Consider the following 18,500-nt stretch of genomic DNA (forward strand, 5'->3'; position numbering starts at 1 on the left):
GTACAACGTTGTTTCGGGTTAGAGCGCTTTGGCCCGGTCGCGCAGCAAGTACTTCTGGACCTTGCCGGTGGAAGTCTTCGGCAACAGGGTGAAGATCACGGTGCGCGGTACTTTGAATCCGGCCAGGTGTTCACGACAGAAACTGATGATGTCGGCTTCGCGAACATCCTGGTGATCGGCCTTCAAGGTCACGAAGGCGCAGGGCGTTTCGCCCCATTTCTCATCGGGTCGGGCGACCACGGCCGCTTCCATGACGCCCGGGTGGCGGTAGAGCACGCCTTCGAGTTCTATGGTGGAGATGTTCTCGCCGCCGGAGATGATGATGTCCTTGAGCCGGTCCTTGATCTCGACGTAACCATCGGGATGACAGACCGCCAGATCGCCGGTGTGGAACCAGCCGCCTTCGAACGCTTCGGCGGTGGCGGTCGGGTTCTTCAGGTAGCCCTTCATCACGGTATTGCCGCGCATGAAGATCTCACCGATGGTCTGGCCGTCACGCGGGGTTGGCTCCAGTGTCGTGGAGTCACCGACCATCACGCCTTCGAGCGTCGGGTAGCGCACGCCCTGACGGGACTTGATTTGTGCCCGTTCGTCCAGAGGCAATTCGTCCCATTCGGCATGCCAGGCGCACAGCGTCACCGGGCCATAGGTTTCGGTCAGGCCATAAACGTGAGTGACCTGGATGCCCATCTCTTCCACGGCACCGATCACTTTGGCCGGCGGCGCAGCGCCTGCAACCATGGCGTTGACCGGGTGGTCGATGGCCGCTTTCGCCGATTCCGGCATGTTCACCAAGGCATTGAGCACAATTGGCGCGCCGCACAGGTGAGTGACCTGATGCTCGCGGATCAGCGTGAGGATTTTCTGTGGGTCGACCCGGCGCAAGAACACGTGCACACCGGCCAATGCGGTGACGGTCCAGGGGTAACACCAGCCGTTGCAATGGAACATCGGCAGGGTCCAGAGATACACCGGATGATTACCCATGGCCCAGGTCATCTGGTTGCCCAATGCGTTCAGGTACGCGCCGCGGTGGTGGTAAACCACGCCTTTAGGGTTGCCGGTGGTGCCGGAGGTGTAGTTGAGCGAAATGGCTTGCCATTCATTGACCGGCCATTTCCAGTCGAATGCAGGATCACCTTCGGCCAGCAACGCTTCGTAGTCCAGATCGCTGACGGCCTGGCCTTCGCCGTATTCCGGGTCATTGACGTCGATTACCAGTGGCGGGTGATCCAGCATGCCAATGGCCGCATGAATCACGCCGTGGAATTCCCGGTCGGTAATCAACACCTTGGCTTCGCCATGCGCAAGCATGAAGGCGATGGCCTCGGCATCCAGGCGCACGTTGAGCGGATTGAGCACGGCGCCGATCATCGGCACGCCGAAGTGCACTTCAAGCATTTCGGGAATGTTGGGCAGCATCACCGCCACTGTGTCGTCCTTGCCGATACCGCGACCGGCCAAAGCCGAGGCCAGGCGACGGCAACGAGTGTAGGTCTGCGCCCAGGTGCGACGAATCGAGCCGTGGATGACGGCGGGATAGTCCGGGTAAACGTTGGCGGTGCGCTCGATGAAGCTCAGTGGAGACAAGGCAATGTGGTTGACAGCCGAAGGGCCTAGCCCTTGTTCATAGATCGACATATACGGTTCTCGGTGGCTGATTGTTAGCTCTATCGGAGACCTTTGAGCGTAGTCGCTGAGGTCGCCTTTTATGTCCGGTCTACCTTATATAACATTCATCCATTGATATGGAAGTACAACCTACGCAGTATAGTAAATGTACTATATTCAGTTCTTCTTGTACCAAATCAAATGCCCCCGGATTTCCATAGCCGGTATATGCTTGGTTTTATTGACGAAGTGGACCCGCAATGACCCTGACTCCCGTTCGATTACACAGCTGGTTGCGCCTGCAACGCGAAGGTGTGTCTCTGGCCGCCCGGGCCGATGCGCTGTGTCATGCGTTGCAGGATTGCCCGGAAGTACAGCGGGCGGTTTATCTGAGTTGGCAGCCCAATGCGCGGATCTACAGCCATGAGGGTGCGGCCCAGCATTTCCCGCCGGGCCTGGGCGATCCGGCGCTGGCCAGCGATCAGTTATTGTTTGAGCAGCTGATCGAGGCCGGGCGCCTGGATCTGGCGCAAGTCCGTCAGTTGGACTGCTGGCTGGCCGGCCGCCTGCGCCGAGCCGCCATCAGTCATGGTCAGGTGTTCGATCTGGCCTTGACGCCTGGGCAGGCGGGATTGCTGCTGGTGGAAGTGTGCGAGGGTGTCAGTCTTGACTGGCTTGGCTGGGTGCGGGATTTGTTGACGACGCTGTTGAGCAGCGTCAACGGCATGCTGCGCGGCTCGCCGCTGCTGGGCCACGATCCACAACCGAGCCTGTTGCTCGATGCACAGGGCCGACCGCTGGAGTTCAATGCGGCGCTGTTGGCACTGCTGGCCGAGAAGCCATTGACGGATGTGTCGGGTTTTTTGCCGGTCAATCATCGGGTGTTGGTTCGCGCCTGTCTGGATCAGCAACGCGCCATTGAAGACGTCGAGGCTCAGTTCGAAGCGCAGATCCTGATCTGGACATTCATTCCCGACCCGCAGGACAACCGCGTGCTCGCCCGTTGCCGCGATGCCACGACCCAAGTCCTGGCAGAGCGTGAAGCGACCACCGCACGTCGTCTATACCGGCTGATCATCGAAAACACCACCGACCTGATTTCCCGCCACACACCGGACGGGCGCTTCCTCGATGCGTCGCCTGCGTCCTGGACATTGCTCGGCTACTGGCCCGAAGAGTTGCGCGGACAAATGGCTCAGGGCCTGTTTCATGGCCAGGGCCTCGCCGGCCTGGTGCAGCGTGCCCGGGATGCACTGGAGCAGGATGGATATCACACGATGACCTATCGCATCCGCCATCGCGACGGGCATTACCTGTGGTTCGAAACTGCCAGCCGGGCCATTCGCGAAACCTACACGGGAGCGGTGGTCGAAGTGGTCAGCGTATCCCGGGACATCACGGCCCGGGTGCACGCCGAGGAGAACAAACGACGCCTGGCCGAAGTGGTCGAAGCCAACACCGACCCGGTGCTGTTCATCGACCCTGAGGGACAAGTCACTTACCTCAACCCCGCGGCGCGACGCATCCTCGGGATTGATGAGCAACAGCCGATGCCGGCCCTGGCCGATGTGTTCGCCAGCGGCGATCTTGCGCGGCTGCAACGGGATGGATGGAGCAGCGCAGAGCGTGACGGTGTCTGGAGCACCGATGCACGCTTGCAGCCACCGGGAGGCGGTACATCCGTGCCGGTGTCGCTGGTGTTGCTGGCCCACCGTTCTGCTGGCGGCGAGCGCTATTACTCGCTGGTCGCCCGGGACATGACCGAACGAGAACTGCGCGAAGCGCAACAGCGGCGCCATCAGGACGAACTGGCACACACCGCGCGGTTGGTAACCCTGGGTGAACTGGCCTCGGGTATCGCCCACGAAATCAACCAGCCGCTGGCTGCCGTAGTGAATTATGCCAACGCGAGCCAACGCTATTTACAGACACTGGGTTCCAATCCGCAGGCCGCCGTGAGGGTGGCGCAAGGCCTGGAACGCATCACCCATCACGCCACCCATGCCTCGCAAGTGATCCGGCGGTTGCGCGCTTTCCTGCGCAAGGGACAGCGCCGCATGCAGGCGCTGAACCTGACCGACATTGCCCGCGAAGCCGTGCGTTTATGTGCGTGGGAGGCCAGTAATTGCCAAGTGACAATCGAGGATCGACTGCCGGATAATCTGCCGCCCGTTTATGCCGACCGTATATTGCTGGAACAAGTGCTGCTCAATCTGTTGCGCAATGCCATCGACGCCAACCGTGACCGGCATCCTGACCAGCCTTCGCTGATCGTGATGGCGGTGGAGCAGGGCAGTGGCGCCACCGTGGAAATCAGTGTGCAAGACCAGGGGCCGGGCGTCAGCGAGCCCGAGCTGGAGCAGATATTTACCCCGTTCTATACCAGCAAGCCCGATGGCCTGGGGCTCGGGTTGTCCATGAGCCGCAGCATCATCGAAGGTTTCGGTGGCGAACTGAATGCCCGACGCCAGCCTGTCGGGCTGCTGATGTGTTGCCGATTGCCGCTTGCCGGCCCAACAAAACAACAACAGGAATAACGTAATGGCAGGTGTGGCGGAGCACGTGGTTTATGTGGTCGACGATGACCAGGGAATGCTCGATTCAACGGTCTGGTTATTGGAGTCGGTCGGCCTTACGGCCCTGCCGTTTACCAGTGGCGTGGAGTTTCTCGATGCCTGCGATGCCAGTCTTGATGCCTGCGTGCTGCTCGACGTTCGCATGCCTGGCATGGGCGGGTTAAACGTGCAGGAAGAAATGCGCGTACGCCAGCTGAATCTGCCGATCATCTTTGTCAGCGGGCACGCCGATGTGCCAATCGTTGTCCGCGCGTTCAAGGCCGGTGCTCATGATTTCATCGAGAAGCCATATAACGAGCAGTTGCTGCTGGACAGCGTGCAACAAGCGCTTGGCAATTGCGCAGCTCATCGCTCTGGCAATCAGGGCCAAGAGGCGTTGCAGGCCCGTTTGCTCACACTGACGCCCAGAGAGCGCGACGTCATGTTGCCATTGGTCCAGGGGTACACCACCCGCGAAATCGCCGAGCAACTGGGCGTCAGTGCCAAAACCGTCGATCTGTACCGCTCTCGCGTCATGAAACGCATGCAGGCCAGTACTTTGCCGGACCTGGTGGGCATGGCTATCGCGGCGAACATGGTTGATCCACTGAAGCTGCGTTGATCCTTCATGTTGTGAATTGAGCGTCTATGCTGGGCTAACTAGATTCCCTACCTTCGCAGTGAACTGCCAGGAGACATCATGGTGCCCACATCGCTCTCAATGAAAGCGTTGTCCCGCGGACTGCTTGATGTGCTGATTCGCGCTGGACTGATTGTCGTTCTGGTGCTGTTCTGCTTCGAGATCTTCCGCCCGTTTCGCGACTTGATGCTGTGGTCGATCATCCTGGCGATCACCCTTTACCCCTTGCAAGAACGGCTCCGGGGCCCGCTCGGGCAAAAAGAAGGGCGCATCGCCACGCTGATCGTGCTGGTGGCCATCGCCATCCTCATGGTCCCGATCTACCTGATGGGCACCTCGATTGCCGACTCGGTCGAAAACGCCATGACCGTGGTCAAGGACGAAGGCATCCGCATTCCGCCACCGGCCGATTCCGTCGCCGCATGGCCCCTGGTGGGTAAGCAGGTGTCGGCGCTGTGGCTGCAGGCGGCCACCGACCTTCCCGGCCTGACGGCGAAGTACATACCGCAGATCAAGGACGTCAGCCTGTCGTTGCTGGGCAAGCTGGCCGGCGTCGGCATGGGTTTTCTGATGTTCATTGTCGCGCTGATCATTGCCGGGATCTTCATGGCCTATGGCGAAGCGGGTAGCCGCGCCTCGGTGCAGATCGCCTCGCGGATCAACGGACCGGTCAAAGGCCCCCAGGTGGCCACCTTGTGTACCGCAACCATCCGCGCCGTGGCGCTCGGGGTGGTCGGCATCGCGTTCATCCAGATGCTGCTGGTGGGGCTCGGGTTCGTGTTCAAGGGCGTTCCCGGTGCCGGTCTGCTGGCATTAGCGGTGCTGTTGCTGGGCATCATGCAGTTGCCGGCAACCTTGGTGACGGTACCGGTCATTGCCTATGTCATCGCTACTGAAGGGGCCAGCACCGCGACCATCGTCTTCTCCATCTACGTCTTCGTCGCGGGCCTGGTGGACAATGTTCTCAAGCCATTGTTGCTGGGGCGCGGCGTCGACGTGCCGATGCCGGTGATATTGATCGGAGCCCTGGGCGGGATGGTCACCAGCGGCATCCTGGGCTTGTTCATCGGCCCGGTGGTGCTGGCGGTCGGTTATCAGTTGTTCTGGCAGTGGGTGCAGGATCCGCCGCCGGTGGTGGAGGAAAGGCAGTAGCGCCTCATCCAGGGATCGGCCTGCAGTTGGCGGGTTCCTGGTTCAGAACCCGAGGTAGCCGCAGTAGACCAGGGCCAACGCTGCGGCGATCCCGAAGGCTCCCAGCGCCTTGATGGTCGAGGGGTGCGCTGACAGGGGGCTGGTCATGCGCTGTAGTCGGGGGTCCGGATACGCAACCGGTTGATAGTGTTCGCGCATGATTGCCAGATAGGTGTAGCGAAAACCGATCAACAGGAACAGGCTCGCCAGGCTGAGGATCAGGGCTGCAAAGGTTGTCAGTTCAGCCACCGGTGCCGGGTGCTCTATATCGCAGGCAGCGCTATCGACTTGCACGACAGTGATTTGCCCATGATCCGTCGAAGTCCGTGTTCCTTCATTGAGCAGCCTGGCCTGTTGCACCAGGTCCAGGGTCTGGTATTGCCAGAGTGTCGAAGAGCCTTCCCGGCAGTAGGTGAACGTTCCAGGGCTTGGGGCGGCGACGATGCACGCGTCGTCGATGCCGCGCTTTTTAAGGGTTTCAATGGCTGTTCTGGTGAAATCCAGATCGAGGACAGGAGCAATCCCTGTGGCTGCAAACGCGCCCGAGACCAGCAGACTCCCCACAACGCCGATAGTTGAAGTTTTCAAGGCTGGATTTCCTGGTTTTTATTGGCTTTATGTCAGGGACGCGGAGCTTGAATGAACCTGCCAGTAGTGGAGTCTAGAACGCGTTAGTCACTTTGATAAGCATGCGCATTTAAAAAAATAAATTGGCCTGACTATTCACAGTCATCGGCAACGGCCTTCTCGGCACGTTGGATTTCCTGTTTTATATCGGTGGTGATTTTCTGTTCCTTGCGTTCCTGACCGAGGAACTTTTGTTCGCCCCGAGACTTGACCTCCGCATCTTCAGCATGGATCTGCGCTTCGATGGCAGCAGAGTGCTGATCGATCACGGCATCGACCTCGGCTTCGTTCTTTGCAGTATCCAGCGCCGAAACCAGTTTGCCGGCCTCGGCCTTTTCGGCTTCGGCATAGGCCTCGACCGACAACCCGGCGGCCAGGGCCCGCGCCTGTACTTCCAGATCCTTGAGGTGCTGGCGCGCTAACGTACATACCGCTTCCTGGCGCTGAGTCTGGAGGTCTTTCCAGGTGTTCAATCCATAGACAGCGGTACCGATGATGACGATCGTTGCAGCGACCCCCAGGAATTGGCCTTTCACATTCCATCCCCTCAAGTGGCCAGCGAAACAGCCTTTGGCAATGATTGCCCGAATCCATTCGGGGAATGAAAAGCGTAGCAGACTGGGTGGCACTCAAGGTCCGTCCAGTTCGATAGAAAGGATTTGCAGGAGAAAGCTCGCGCTTACAGTGGATGACTTTCACTTGTCTCGTTGGCGCAGCACCAGCGATTTCGTCCTTGTTGTTTCGCTGCATAGAGCAGGGCGTCAGCGGCTTTGATCAAGGTGGCCGGCGTCACGTCCTCGAAGCTCGGGCGGCTTGTGGTGATGCCCGCACTGGCCGTGACCCTGCCCAAGGGATGTGTGCAATGTTCGATGTCCAGTGATCGAATGGCTTGCAGTATCTCTTCGGCGACCTGTGCTGCGCCCGGGCCATCAGTGTTGGGAAGCAGCACTGTAAACTCCTCTCCACCGTACCTGACGGCCAGATCCCCTGGTCGTTTGACCGCCCGCTGGATCGCTGCCCCTACCGCGCCCAGGCAATCATCGCCGGCAGCGTGCCCATAGCTGTCGTTGTAACGTTTGAAGTAATCGACATCGAGCATGATCAGTGACAGCGTGGATCCCTGACGCGCAGCCAGGCGAATTTCCTCCAGCAGCGCAGTATCCAGGCGTCGACGATTGCCCAGGCCGGTCAGGCTGTCGGTCAACGCCATGTCGCGCATGGCCTGGTGTGCGTGACGCAACTTTCTTTCCGTCACCATTCTCTGGCGCAACTGACTCAAGACGATGAGGCCGAACACCGCGAGCACCCCGATCAGAACCACCAGCACCCACCCTGTTTTCAGTAGATCACGGCGCCAGGGTGCGGTGATGGATTCACGGGAAAGTCCGGCTTCCACCACCAGAGGGTAGGTGGTCAAAGCCCGGTAGCCGTACAGGCGTTCGGTGTCGTCCACGATGGCTTTGACTTCGGCGACGCCTTGGCTGGCGTTGGGTAGATAGCGCTTGAAAATCTCGCTGTCCGCCAGGCTTTTACCCACCACGGATGCAATGAAGGGACGCCGTACCAGTATGGTTCCGTTGCGCATGGCCAGCACCAGGGCGCCCTTGTCATCGATCTTGAAGTCGCCGTAGTAGTCGACGAAGTAGCTGACCTTGATCGTCCCAAGGAGAACGCCTGCGAAGGTTCCATCCAGATTGTTCAAGCGGCGGGAGATGGGGATGATCAGATCGTTGGTGGATCTGCTCTTGACCACCGCGCCGATGCGCACGTTTTTATCGTCGTGCGTGCGGTGATACTGGAAGTAATCGCGGTCGGCGTTGTTGGCGGGCTCCGGCGTGACCTCCTTGTCGGTCACGATCCATTGCCCGTCGGGGCCGTAGATGAACAGGCCATGCAGCTGCGGCATGATTTTCGATTGCTGAACCAACAGTTTGTGAATGCGCGGGACGTTGATGTTCTGCAATCCGTCGCCTTCCACCCGTTCACCGAGCGCGGCGGTCAGTACATCCACTTGCCGAATGGCATCATCGGCGTGCTGCGCCGTGGCTCGCGCCAGGTTCGTCACGGAGTCGCGGGCAGAGGCGAAGGCTGACCGATAATCACGCCACGTCCGCCAACCCTCAACCGCGAGAAACGCCAGGATCACCACCAGCATGAAGCTCACCGTGAGTCGGAAGATAGCTCCAGCTCGCACGGTTTTTGCAGAGAAAGGTTCAACGTCGCCATCAACCATGGGCGGTGGCTGCTTGCGTCCGGGCATCAACATCTCCTTTTGCGAGCGATGTGCACATGCCGCTCGCCATCTTCAGCTGCCCAGGCTCGCCGAAGGGCAGCCTGGACTAGACAAGACCGACAAATGACAGAATCACCAGGACGATCACTACGGCACCAACGATGTAGATAATATTGTTCATGAAGTCCACCTCTGTATCTCAAGGGGTTGCGACACCGGGGTGTCTAGTACAAATGACACCTTGGCTCGCACTTGCGTTCCGCAATCCGCTCGCAAATATGGTCGACGGAGTACATATCCATTGCTGCGGTAACGGCCACTTAGGGTTTCGCCCTTTCCCTGTAGGAGCGAGCATGCTCCGGGCGGCGTTCCGACGATGGAGGTCAACGATGATGCGGGAAGCCTGACACCCCGCGGTGCTCTCAGGTTTTTCGCGAGCATGCTCGCTCCTACAGGGGGGCTTTGCGATTACAGACCGGGCAGCACATCAGGAGGCACGATCGCGCCGCCTTTCATCACCACGGGGAGGGTCTCAAGAATCGAAATATCAGCAAGCGGATCCCCGTCGACCGCGATCATGTCGGCGAAGCGACCCGCACTGACGGCACCTACATCCTGCTGCCAGTTGAGCAAGTCTGCGGCGACCACAGTGGCGGACTGGATCGCCTGCATCGGCGTCATTCCGAACTTCACCATGTAGGCGAATTGCTTGGCATTCGTGCCGATCGGATAGACCCCCGCGTCGGTGCCATAGGCAATCTTCACCCCAGCCTTGACCGCTTTGCGAAATGCCTGGCGCTGTACGTCAGTGGTTTCGGTGTTCTTGCGCAAGTAACTTTCCGGCCAGTTTTCCTTGCGGCCGACTTCATCGATGTAGTCACCGTTATAGATATCCATCACCAGGTAAGTGCCGTTGTCTTTCGCCAACTTGATGCCTTCGTCATCCAGCAGCGAAGCATGTTCGACAGACCTGACGCCTGCGCGGATAGCGGCCTTGATCCCTTCTGCACCGTGGGCATGCACGGTGGCATAACTTTTGTGGACCTTGGCTTCCTGTACCACTGCGTGCATTTCTTCTTCGGTCATTTCCATTTGGCCCGGTTCAGTCCCCTCGGCCAGCACGGAGCCAGTGCCCATCATCTTGATGGTGTCTACGCCATGCTGGAACAGGTAACGGGTCTTCAATTTCGCATCGTTGGCATCCCGATAAACCCCAGCTCGCATATCCGCCGGGATCTCCACGCCGGGCGCAAATCCCGTCACTTCACCACCACCGCCAGCAACGGTGATGTACGCGCCCACCACGTTCATTCTTGGCCCAAGTACCCGATTGGCATTGATCGCATCGCGCAGTGCAACATCGGTGAAAGCGCGGTAGGTGCCAAGGTCATGCACGGTTGTGAAACCTGCGCGCAATGTCTGATAGGCGTGTTTGGCGCCCATCAGCGCGACATCCTGAGGTGAATGCAGGAGCGGCTCTGCCACGTTGTTGGTCATGTCCCAATCGGCAATGTGCGTGTGCATGTCAATCAGGCCGGGGAGGACGGTCTTGGCTGACCAATCGATAACCTTGCTATCGACCGGTGGAGCACTCCACGGCTCCACGGCCACGATGCGTTCATCTTCGATCTTGATGCGTTGATCGGTCAGCACCTTACCTTTTTCGACATCCACTAAACGACCGGCATGCACATACAGCGTTTCTGCGTGGGCGGACAACGCCATCGAGGCGAGTGTCACAGCCAGGGCGATACATTTGACCGGAATGTTTTTCATGTGAATCTTCCTGTTTATATGGGCTCGGACATGCACATCAAAAAAGATCGAACGGGTATTCGGTGATCACTCGGAGTTGCTTCACGCTGTCGCCGGTAAATGAATGCTCGGCATAGCGCACGCGTACTGACAGGTCTTTCAAGGCGCCACTTTCTACAACGGTCTTCAGGTCAAGATCTCGCTCGATTTGCTTGTCCGAATGGGCGAAGTAGGCGTACAGGCCATCCGGATCGACTTGCTCATTATCGATATCGAACCCGTAGACATAACGAAGACTGAGGGTTGTCCGCAGATAGCCGTTGCTACCAAAGTCATACCCATAACCGAGGCCTATCGACTTTTCACCGGGGCCGTTGAAGTCCCCGTACTGCGAAGAGTTGGCCAAATAGATGGAGTCCATGTAAGTACCATCGGACGCCATCAAATAGTCGAACGGTTCGCTGCCATGTATTTTCTGAAGGGACAACGTAAATGTGTGTGAGCCGACGCCGTAAGCGGTCGCCAACGACCAGGCAGTTACGTTTATGGCGCCGGCTCGGGCCTGTCCTTCATCAAGTGAGCGATAGAGATTGAAGTCGAAACTCAATGTTTGTTCTGTTGCCAAGGGCAGGGTGTAATTGGCATTGACGTAGAACTGGCGCCATAGCTCCTCGGCGCGAGACACATAAAAGCCAACGCCACCTTGTTCGACTGGCTGATAGGTAAAGCCGGCGTAATCCACGTCGCCGGCGTCCACCCCGGCGTACCCGGCCATGAACCCACCGTCGTGGTTTGTGCTCGTATAACCACGGGAGGAATAAAAATGGCCGATATCGATACTGACCTTGTCGATGTCATCACTTAAAAGTTGAAGACCCCGAGTGGTCATCGGCATCAATCTTAAGTCGGGCGTTGCGAATACCGGGTTGTAAGGGCGTAGATCGCCATACTTGATAACCGTATTCGACCATTTCATCTTGATCGAGGAGTTGAGTGTCGATGACTCTGTTCTTTCGCTGTCACCCTCAGCGGGGAACATTCCCGTGCCGGCCGTGCCGCGCCCACCATCCAGCTTGTAGGCCGTGTAGGCACTTGCATCGACACCGAATCCGATATCACCTTGGGTGAAACCGGATTGATAGTCCATCAGGAAGCCCTGACCCCACCCGCGTGCATCAGGGTAGTTGGACAATGAATTGCGATTGAAATACATATTGCGTGCGAGCAATTTGGCGGATCCGCCATCGATAAAACCTTCTGCAGTTTCGTCAGCGTGCGCTTGCAGAGAACTAGCGGACATCGAAAATACAAACAGACCCAGCAGTGGGCGCTTCTTCATCGGAGGCCTCTGGACTTTGATTATTATTGTTTTATGGGAACGCCTGTGCAGCTCGTTGGTAATGGACTCCAGCCATCAAACGGTGCCGAAATATATTGAGTGGGTGTTGTTTATAAATTGAGTAAGAGAGCGGCGATGGATTGGAAAAATGGACGGATGAGGCCGGCCCGAGCAAGGCTGGCCTCGGAACGACTCAAACCGGGTTGAAGCAATAGGCAGCCAGTTTGTTGCCGTCGAGATCACGGGCATACGCGGCGTAGGCATTCGGTGCCCAGCCACGTGGGCCAGGGAGACCTTCACAGGTACCGCCAGCGGCCAATGCAGCGGCATGAAAGGCGTCGATTGCGGCGCGCGTCGGGGCCTGGAAACTGACGGTTACACCATTGCCGACGCTGGCGGGTGCGCCGTCAGCCGGTTTTAGAACGAAGAAGGAGGGTGCATCCTCGCCCCAGATAGAACCATTGTCTGCGAGATCGGCGATACGTTTATGGCCAAGTTTGCCCAGTACGTTGTCGTAGAAACCGCGGGCTTTGTCCAGGTCATTGGTGCCGACTGTAACGTGAGTAAAGACACTCATTTTTTAGCTCTCTTGGGTAGACAGGAGGTAAGTTTGCGTTGCAGTTACGCCTTTGCGACGGCTAAGAATGTGCGCCGATCGGCGGGAATTACAGTGATGTATCTGCATTAATTCCATGCGGGGAGCGCATAGAAAACATCGGCCGCCAAATGCCTCCATTGATCTGGCGTGACTCGCGAGTTCGTCAACCTGTCCTACCTGAAACGGCAATCGACAATGCCCTGAAAAACCTCGCGTCTGCAGCTCAAACCGACGCGGACCGGTTTTTCGGGTGGGGCATCAATCGCAAGCGCCAAAAACAACTCCAACATGGCCCCCACAACATGCATCCGTTACGACAAAGCCTGCACAACGAACTGCACGCGCGCCCGTCACTGTATTTCGATGAGCCGGCCCATGTGTTTCACCTGGCCTTCCTCGGCAGCGAACAGGTGTGCAATACATTTCTTCGAGACTGCTGCCTTGCCTCCCTCGATCTGAATGCCGCCCAGGGCATTACCCAGCTCGATGGCCACGCGCTGAAATGGGAGCGCCATGCCGAGTTTTTCACCCTGACCCTGGTGGTCACTTCCTCCTGCGATGAGTTGTCCTGGACGGCGCTGCCCGAAGTACTGGCGCGCAAAATCCAGGCGCATTTGCCGACGCTGATCAATTCGGTGCAGATCGTAGTGCGTGGTGAAGCGCAACTGGATCTCTCCCGCTACGGTTTCAAGGACCCGTGCGGTTCCTGCGTGGGGGGTGGCGATGCAGTGGTCTGGAGCGATTTTCGTATCAGCGAAGATGGCAACAACCACATCTTGTTCGTCAACCGGCGCCTGAATGCGTACCGCCAGGGTCGGATGATACGCCGCCTTCTGGAAATCGAGACCTACCGGATGATGGCCTCGTTATCCTTGACCATGGCCAAAGAGTTAAGCGCGCAGCTCGATGTTTTTGACAAGACCCTGGTCACCCTCTCCGAACGCAACGCCGACCCCGCCGGCAGTCATGCAAAAGCCCTGCTGGCGGATATCTCCAACCTGTCTGCCCAGGTGGTCAGCAGTACCGCGAAAACCCGCCACCGCTTCAGTGCCACCCAGGCCTATGCGCAATTGGTGTACGAGCGCCTGGGTGAATTGCGAGAAAGTCACGTAGGTGATTGCCAGCGCCTTGGCGTGTTTATCGAACGCCGCTTCAAACCCACCGTCAGGTACTGCACTGCAACCGAGCAGCGACTGGAGCATCTGGCCGAAAGCGTGGCCAACCTGGGCGACCTGTTGCAGGCACGGGTCCAGGTAGAAATGGAAGAGCAGAACTCGGAAATTCTCAAGAGCCTGAACGCCCGCGCCGATGCTCAGATCAAGATCCAGCGCGCAGTGGAAGGCCTGTCGATCATTGCCATTAGCTACTACCTGCTCAGTCTGCTCAAGCTGGGTTACTCGGGGCTGCACCTGCTCGGCGTGGCGCTGACCCCGCGCGAGGCCATGTTGGCCATGGCGCCCCTCGCGGTCGGCATTCTTGCGTTGATCGTGCTTCGTATCAAGAAAGTCAAAGAGCATTGAGACGACGAAATCATTGCTCACTCCCTGGGATTCGTCCTCACGCTCAGCTCTGACGCAAGAAAGCACACCCTTGGCGGCAGAGAGTCAGAGAGACTTAGCCGACAACGGTATTCGCTGCTAATGTTAACTTGCCGATTGTTGTGCTCGGGCATGCCTGGTGCGATGGAGTGCATACCCATCTGGACGCCGTTCGCCGCCTCGCCGTTATTTCCATCATTACTGCACTGCGGTTTTTTGAAGGGAGCTGACAATGACGGTTCCACGTATTCGCACCCCACCATTACACGGCGCCAGGCTTTCATCGGTACTCGGTGTGATGGGCGTGGCGAGCCTGCTGGGCGTCACTGGCCAAGCCTGGGCTGGCGGAATTTTTCTGTATGAGGCAGGCCACGAGGGCAGCAGCTTGGCCAATGCGGGGGCGGCGGTCCTGGCTACCGACCCCAGCGTGTTGATGAGCAACCCGGCCGGGATCAGCCAACTCAAAGGCACACAGATCAATGCCAACGCCCAGTTCATAGTGGGTGGCATCAGCTTTTCCCGCGATGGCGACAACACTTTTGACGGCGGTAATGGCGGCAACCCCTTGCCCTATTTGCCGGGCAGCAGCTTTTTCATCAGTCATGAAGTCAATGACAAGGCCAGTATCGGCTTTGGCATGTATGGCAATTTTGGCCTGGCAGTGGATTACGACGATGATTGGGCCGGGCGTTATTTCACCCAGGAATCAGCCATTATTGGCGTGTCGTTCCAGCCGACCTATGCCTACAAGATCAGCGATGACCTTTCCATCGGCTTCGGCCCACGCTTGATGTACACCTACTTTCGCACCGAGGTGGGCATCAACAACAATGTCCTGGGTCAATTCAATACTGCCGATGGGCAATTGCGCTACAAGGACACCGACTGGGGCGCCGGCTTCAATATCGGACTGCTCTATAACTTCAATGAGCGGACCAGGCTGGGCCTGGCCTATACGAGCAAGATCAAACTCGAATTCGAAGACCGGGCCGAGCTCAAGAATGTTTCCAATCCAGTGCTGAATCTGGGATTGAACCGGCTCGATGCGCAAGGCTTGAGCCTGGATATGACTGTGCCGCAAACGGTGCTTGCCAGCATGTCCTACCAGCTCGATCCGCAATGGACATTACTGAGCAGCATAGGCTGGCAGGACTGGAGCGAGTTCGGCAAGATCGGGGTGGAGGTAGACACCGATGCACTGGGCACCGTCTCCACGACCGCCGACAGGCAGTACAAGGATACCTGGCACCTGTCGCTTGGGGCGCAGAACCAGATCAACAAGCAATGGCGCTGGAGCGTCGGGGTCGGCTACGACTCCTCTGCCGTCGATGATGAAGACCGCACCGTTGATAACCCGATGGGCGAGAACTGGCGCCTGGCAACCGGCGTTAACTATGCCCTGGACGCCGACACCGACCTGCACTTTGCCTATACGTTGGTCTGGCTGGGCGATATGCCGGACCAACAGACCAAGAACACCGGGGGCTCGGTCTCTGGAGAATATTCGAACGCAGCCTTGCATATGCTGGGAGGGGGTGTGGTCTGGCGCTTCTGAGTCGACGGCTGATTGAACACGAACCCGCTCAATAGTCGTTTTTGACACGCAACTGCGGGTTCTCGAATCACGGAGACCACGACTATGGCACGCGATCAGACCGCAAACGTCCTCACTCGGCGCGACGTGCTGCGCATCACAGGTATAGGGGCAGTGGCGGTGGGCCTTGGCGTGAGTCCTGCTGGAAGCAGCGAGGCTTCCACCTTGAGCGCTCCCACCCAAGCTGTCAGCGACAAGGCGCGAGCGCCTGGTCCTTATAACATCCTGTTCATCCTGACTGATCAAGAGCGATTTTTTCGTCCGGGTGAATTACCCGCTGGCTACAGCTTGCCCGCGCATGAACGGTTGATGAAACAGGGCACCACCTTCGTCAACCACCGCATCGGTTCCTGTGTATGCACGCCATCGCGTTCGGTGCTCTACACCGGCCAACACATCCAGCATACGAGGATGTTCGATAACACCAACTTCCCATGGATCGAAAGCATGTCGACCGAGATCCCGACCCTCGGGGACATGTTGCGTGGGGCGGGTTACTACACCGCGTACAAAGGCAAATGGCATCTGACCAAGGAGTTCGAGACAGCCAACCAGATCGACACGCCGACCAGGATTTTCACCAAGGAAATGGAGGCCTACGGCTTCTCCGACTACTTCGGCATCGGCGACATCATCGCCCACACCCAGGGCGGATACCTCCACGACGGCATCATCACCGCCATGGGCAGTAGCTGGCTGCGCGGCAAGGGACGCGAATTGGCAGCACAAGGCAAACCCTGGTTCCTCGCGGTCAACCTGGTGAACCCCCATGATGTGATGTACTACGATACCGATGGCCCGGGCACGGTGACCCAGGCCAAGCGCGGCATCATGCACGTGGCGCGCGATCCGGTCGATCCACTGTATGACCAGCAGTGGGACTTCAAGCTTCCACCCAATCATGTACAGCCACTTGACGCACCCGGTCGTCCACCCGCGCACCGCGATTTTCTGCGCTCCCATGACGCCCTTGTAGGTTCCATTCCGAGCGAAGAGGCGCGCTGGCGTCGGCGGCACAACTACTACTTGAATTGCCTGCGCGACGTCGACCGCAATATCGCTGCGCTACTTGCTGAACTTGACGCTTCGGGGCTGAGCGAGCGGACGATCATTGTCCTCACCGCTGACCACGGCGATATGGATGGCGCCCATCAGCTCCACGCCAAAGGCGCGGTGGCGTACCGAGAACAAAATAACGTTCCACTGCTCATCGTCCACCCAGCCTATGCGGGCGGCGGGGAGTGTCGGGCCGTGTCTTCGCACGTTGATATCGCACCGACACTTGTCGGACTGACCGGCACGGCGCCTGACAAGCGGGCGAGCATCGTCAAGGGACTCCCTGGCAAGGATCTATCCGGTTTGCTGGCTGCCCCGCACAAGGCCGAGTTCAATGCCGTCAGGGAGGGCGCGCTGTTCAACTACAACATGTTTGCCTACATGGATGGAGACTTTCTCAACAAGGCCATGGACTACGTCCGACAGGGAGGCAAACAGGACCAGCTCAAGAGTGCAGGCATTGTCCCGGATATGAAGAAGCGGGGGGCAGTGCGCTCGGTCTACGATGGGCGCTACGTGTTCGCCCGTTATTTCTCGCCCAAGGAGCACAACCAGCCGAAAACCCTGGAAGATATTTACCGGTCCAACGACGTAGAGGTGTACGACCTTCAAGTCGATCCATTGGAGATGAACAACCTTGGGATGGGTGACAAGCAGAATCGCGAACTTGTCATGGCCATGAATGAGAAACTCAATCGACTGATCGAAACCGAGGTCGGCGAGGACCGTGGACAGATGCTCCCTGGCGGCATCGATGCGGGTTGGGAGGTGACAGCGCAGACGATGGCGCCTTGAGGTTTTCGATCCTCTGTAGATATCGCAGCGAAGGCGGCCTGTAAGCCGACCTATTGTTTGTTGACTGAGTACATATCCATTGCTGCGGTAACGGCCACCTAGGGTTTCGCTCTTACAGCGAGTCACTTGGAAGAGCCCCAAGTAACCAAGGGCTCTTGCCCCTGGCGTTCGGTGCCTCGCTAATGCTCGGCATGCCCTCGCTCCGGTCCTGCTCCGTGGGCCCGCCGCGATGGGCCATCCTTGGCCAAGCGCGGGTAAACCGGCATCCATGCCGGTTTACCCACTGCGCAGAACCTCCACTCGGCCTCTCGATGTGGCAAGAAAATCAAAAGCAACAGCCAAAGCGAGGCGGCCTGACAGCCGACCTGATTGCAGCTCCGTACGCGATCCAACTGTGGGAGCGAGCTTGCTCGCGATGGACTTCCAGACAACGCGTTCATCCAGACAGGGCTCGTTATCGTTGACGACCATCGCGAGCAGGCTCGCTCCCACAGGGGAGCAGGTACAGCCGTAAAAGTCAGGTCGGCTGTCAGGCCGCCTCGCTTTGGCTTTAGATTTGGGCACCCCGTTAACCACGATGGCCGAACGCAGGCATTGCGCAGTGGGTAAACCGGCAGGACGCCGGTTTAGCCGCGCTGGGCCAGGGATGGCCCATCGCGGCGACCCACGGAGCAATGCCGGAGTGAGGGCATGCCGAGCCCTAGCGAGGCACCGAGTGGTGGGGCAGAGCCTTTTGCTTACTTTTCGGCGTTTGGAAAAGTGAGTCGCCGTAAGGGCGAAACCATAAGCGGCCGTTACCGCAGAAATGGATATGTACTCAAACAACAATCCCCACAGGCTTTGACGCGGCATGGATCAACATTGGTAGAGGCGCCAATGGAGGTAGTCACAGATTGACGGACGGGCTCAGGGCGTGAGGGGGCAAGAAAAATCAAGAGCCAAAGCAGAGCGAGGCGGCCTTAAAGCCG

The 18,500-nt window shown here is 58.4% G+C and carries 13 protein-coding genes; 6 read left to right on the plus strand and 7 right to left on the minus strand.

What is annotated here, in order from left to right:
* Positions 1–18: 18 nt before the first annotated feature.
* Entirely contained in the window at positions 19–1,641 is a 1,623-nt protein-coding gene (locus tag ACA054_RS14225; protein ID WP_497689956.1) for an acyl-CoA synthetase, read from the minus strand.
* 230 nt (positions 1,642–1,871) lie between these two features.
* On the opposite strand from ACA054_RS14225, the gene ACA054_RS14230 reads away from it, so the two are divergent.
* The 3 genes from ACA054_RS14230 to ACA054_RS14240 all read left to right on the plus strand — a co-directional run bounded on the left by ACA054_RS14230 (position 1,872) and on the right by ACA054_RS14240 (position 5,958).
* The gene (locus ACA054_RS14230; protein ID WP_497689957.1) at positions 1,872–4,148 is read left to right on the plus strand and encodes a PAS domain-containing sensor histidine kinase; all 2,277 of its coding nucleotides are present in this window, start codon (positions 1,872–1,874) and stop codon (positions 4,146–4,148) included.
* Between the two features lie 4 nt (positions 4,149–4,152).
* The gene (locus ACA054_RS14235; RefSeq protein ID WP_497689958.1) at positions 4,153–4,788 is read left to right on the plus strand and encodes a response regulator transcription factor; all 636 of its coding nucleotides are present in this window, start codon (positions 4,153–4,155) and stop codon (positions 4,786–4,788) included.
* 78 nt (positions 4,789–4,866) lie between these two features.
* Positions 4,867–5,958, plus strand: a complete 1,092-nt coding sequence (locus ACA054_RS14240; RefSeq protein WP_497689959.1) for an AI-2E family transporter — start codon at positions 4,867–4,869, stop codon at positions 5,956–5,958.
* A 42-nt stretch (positions 5,959–6,000) separates the two neighbouring features.
* Here the strand turns inward: ACA054_RS14240 and ACA054_RS14245 are convergent, their stop codons facing one another.
* From ACA054_RS14245 to ACA054_RS14270, 6 genes are all read right to left on the minus strand, one after another.
* On the minus strand, positions 6,001–6,585 hold the full coding sequence (locus ACA054_RS14245; protein ID WP_497689960.1) for a hypothetical protein: 585 nt from the start codon (positions 6,583–6,585) through the stop codon (positions 6,001–6,003).
* Positions 6,586–6,716: 131 nt separating this feature from the next.
* Positions 6,717–7,160, minus strand: coding sequence for a hypothetical protein (locus tag ACA054_RS14250; protein ID WP_497689961.1), 444 nt, complete (start codon positions 7,158–7,160; stop codon positions 6,717–6,719).
* Positions 7,161–7,303: 143 nt separating this feature from the next.
* Positions 7,304–8,884, minus strand: a complete 1,581-nt coding sequence (locus ACA054_RS14255; protein WP_497689962.1) for a sensor domain-containing diguanylate cyclase — start codon at positions 8,882–8,884, stop codon at positions 7,304–7,306.
* Between the two features lie 441 nt (positions 8,885–9,325).
* The gene (locus ACA054_RS14260; protein WP_497689963.1) at positions 9,326–10,633 is read right to left on the minus strand and encodes a Xaa-Pro dipeptidase; all 1,308 of its coding nucleotides are present in this window, start codon (positions 10,631–10,633) and stop codon (positions 9,326–9,328) included.
* Positions 10,634–10,670: 37 nt separating this feature from the next.
* Positions 10,671–11,951: an OprD family outer membrane porin gene (locus ACA054_RS14265; RefSeq protein ID WP_497689964.1), complete on the minus strand. Its 1,281-nt coding sequence runs from the start codon at positions 11,949–11,951 to the stop codon at positions 10,671–10,673.
* Between the two features lie 193 nt (positions 11,952–12,144).
* On the minus strand, positions 12,145–12,528 hold the full coding sequence (locus tag ACA054_RS14270; protein ID WP_497689965.1) for a VOC family protein: 384 nt from the start codon (positions 12,526–12,528) through the stop codon (positions 12,145–12,147).
* Positions 12,529–12,851: 323 nt separating this feature from the next.
* Between ACA054_RS14270 and ACA054_RS14275 the strand changes: the two genes are divergently transcribed.
* The 3 genes from ACA054_RS14275 to ACA054_RS14285 all read left to right on the plus strand — a co-directional run bounded on the left by ACA054_RS14275 (position 12,852) and on the right by ACA054_RS14285 (position 17,532).
* Positions 12,852–14,069, plus strand: coding sequence for a DUF3422 domain-containing protein (locus tag ACA054_RS14275; RefSeq protein WP_497689966.1), 1,218 nt, complete (start codon positions 12,852–12,854; stop codon positions 14,067–14,069).
* A 250-nt stretch (positions 14,070–14,319) separates the two neighbouring features.
* Complete coding sequence (locus ACA054_RS14280; protein ID WP_497689967.1) at positions 14,320–15,642, plus strand: OmpP1/FadL family transporter; 1,323 nt, start codon at positions 14,320–14,322, stop codon at positions 15,640–15,642.
* 84 nt (positions 15,643–15,726) lie between these two features.
* Entirely contained in the window at positions 15,727–17,532 is a 1,806-nt protein-coding gene (locus ACA054_RS14285; protein WP_497689968.1) for a sulfatase family protein, read from the plus strand.
* Positions 17,533–18,500 lie beyond the last annotated feature (968 nt).

The organism is Pseudomonas sp. LBUM1653, from assembly GCF_059716115.1.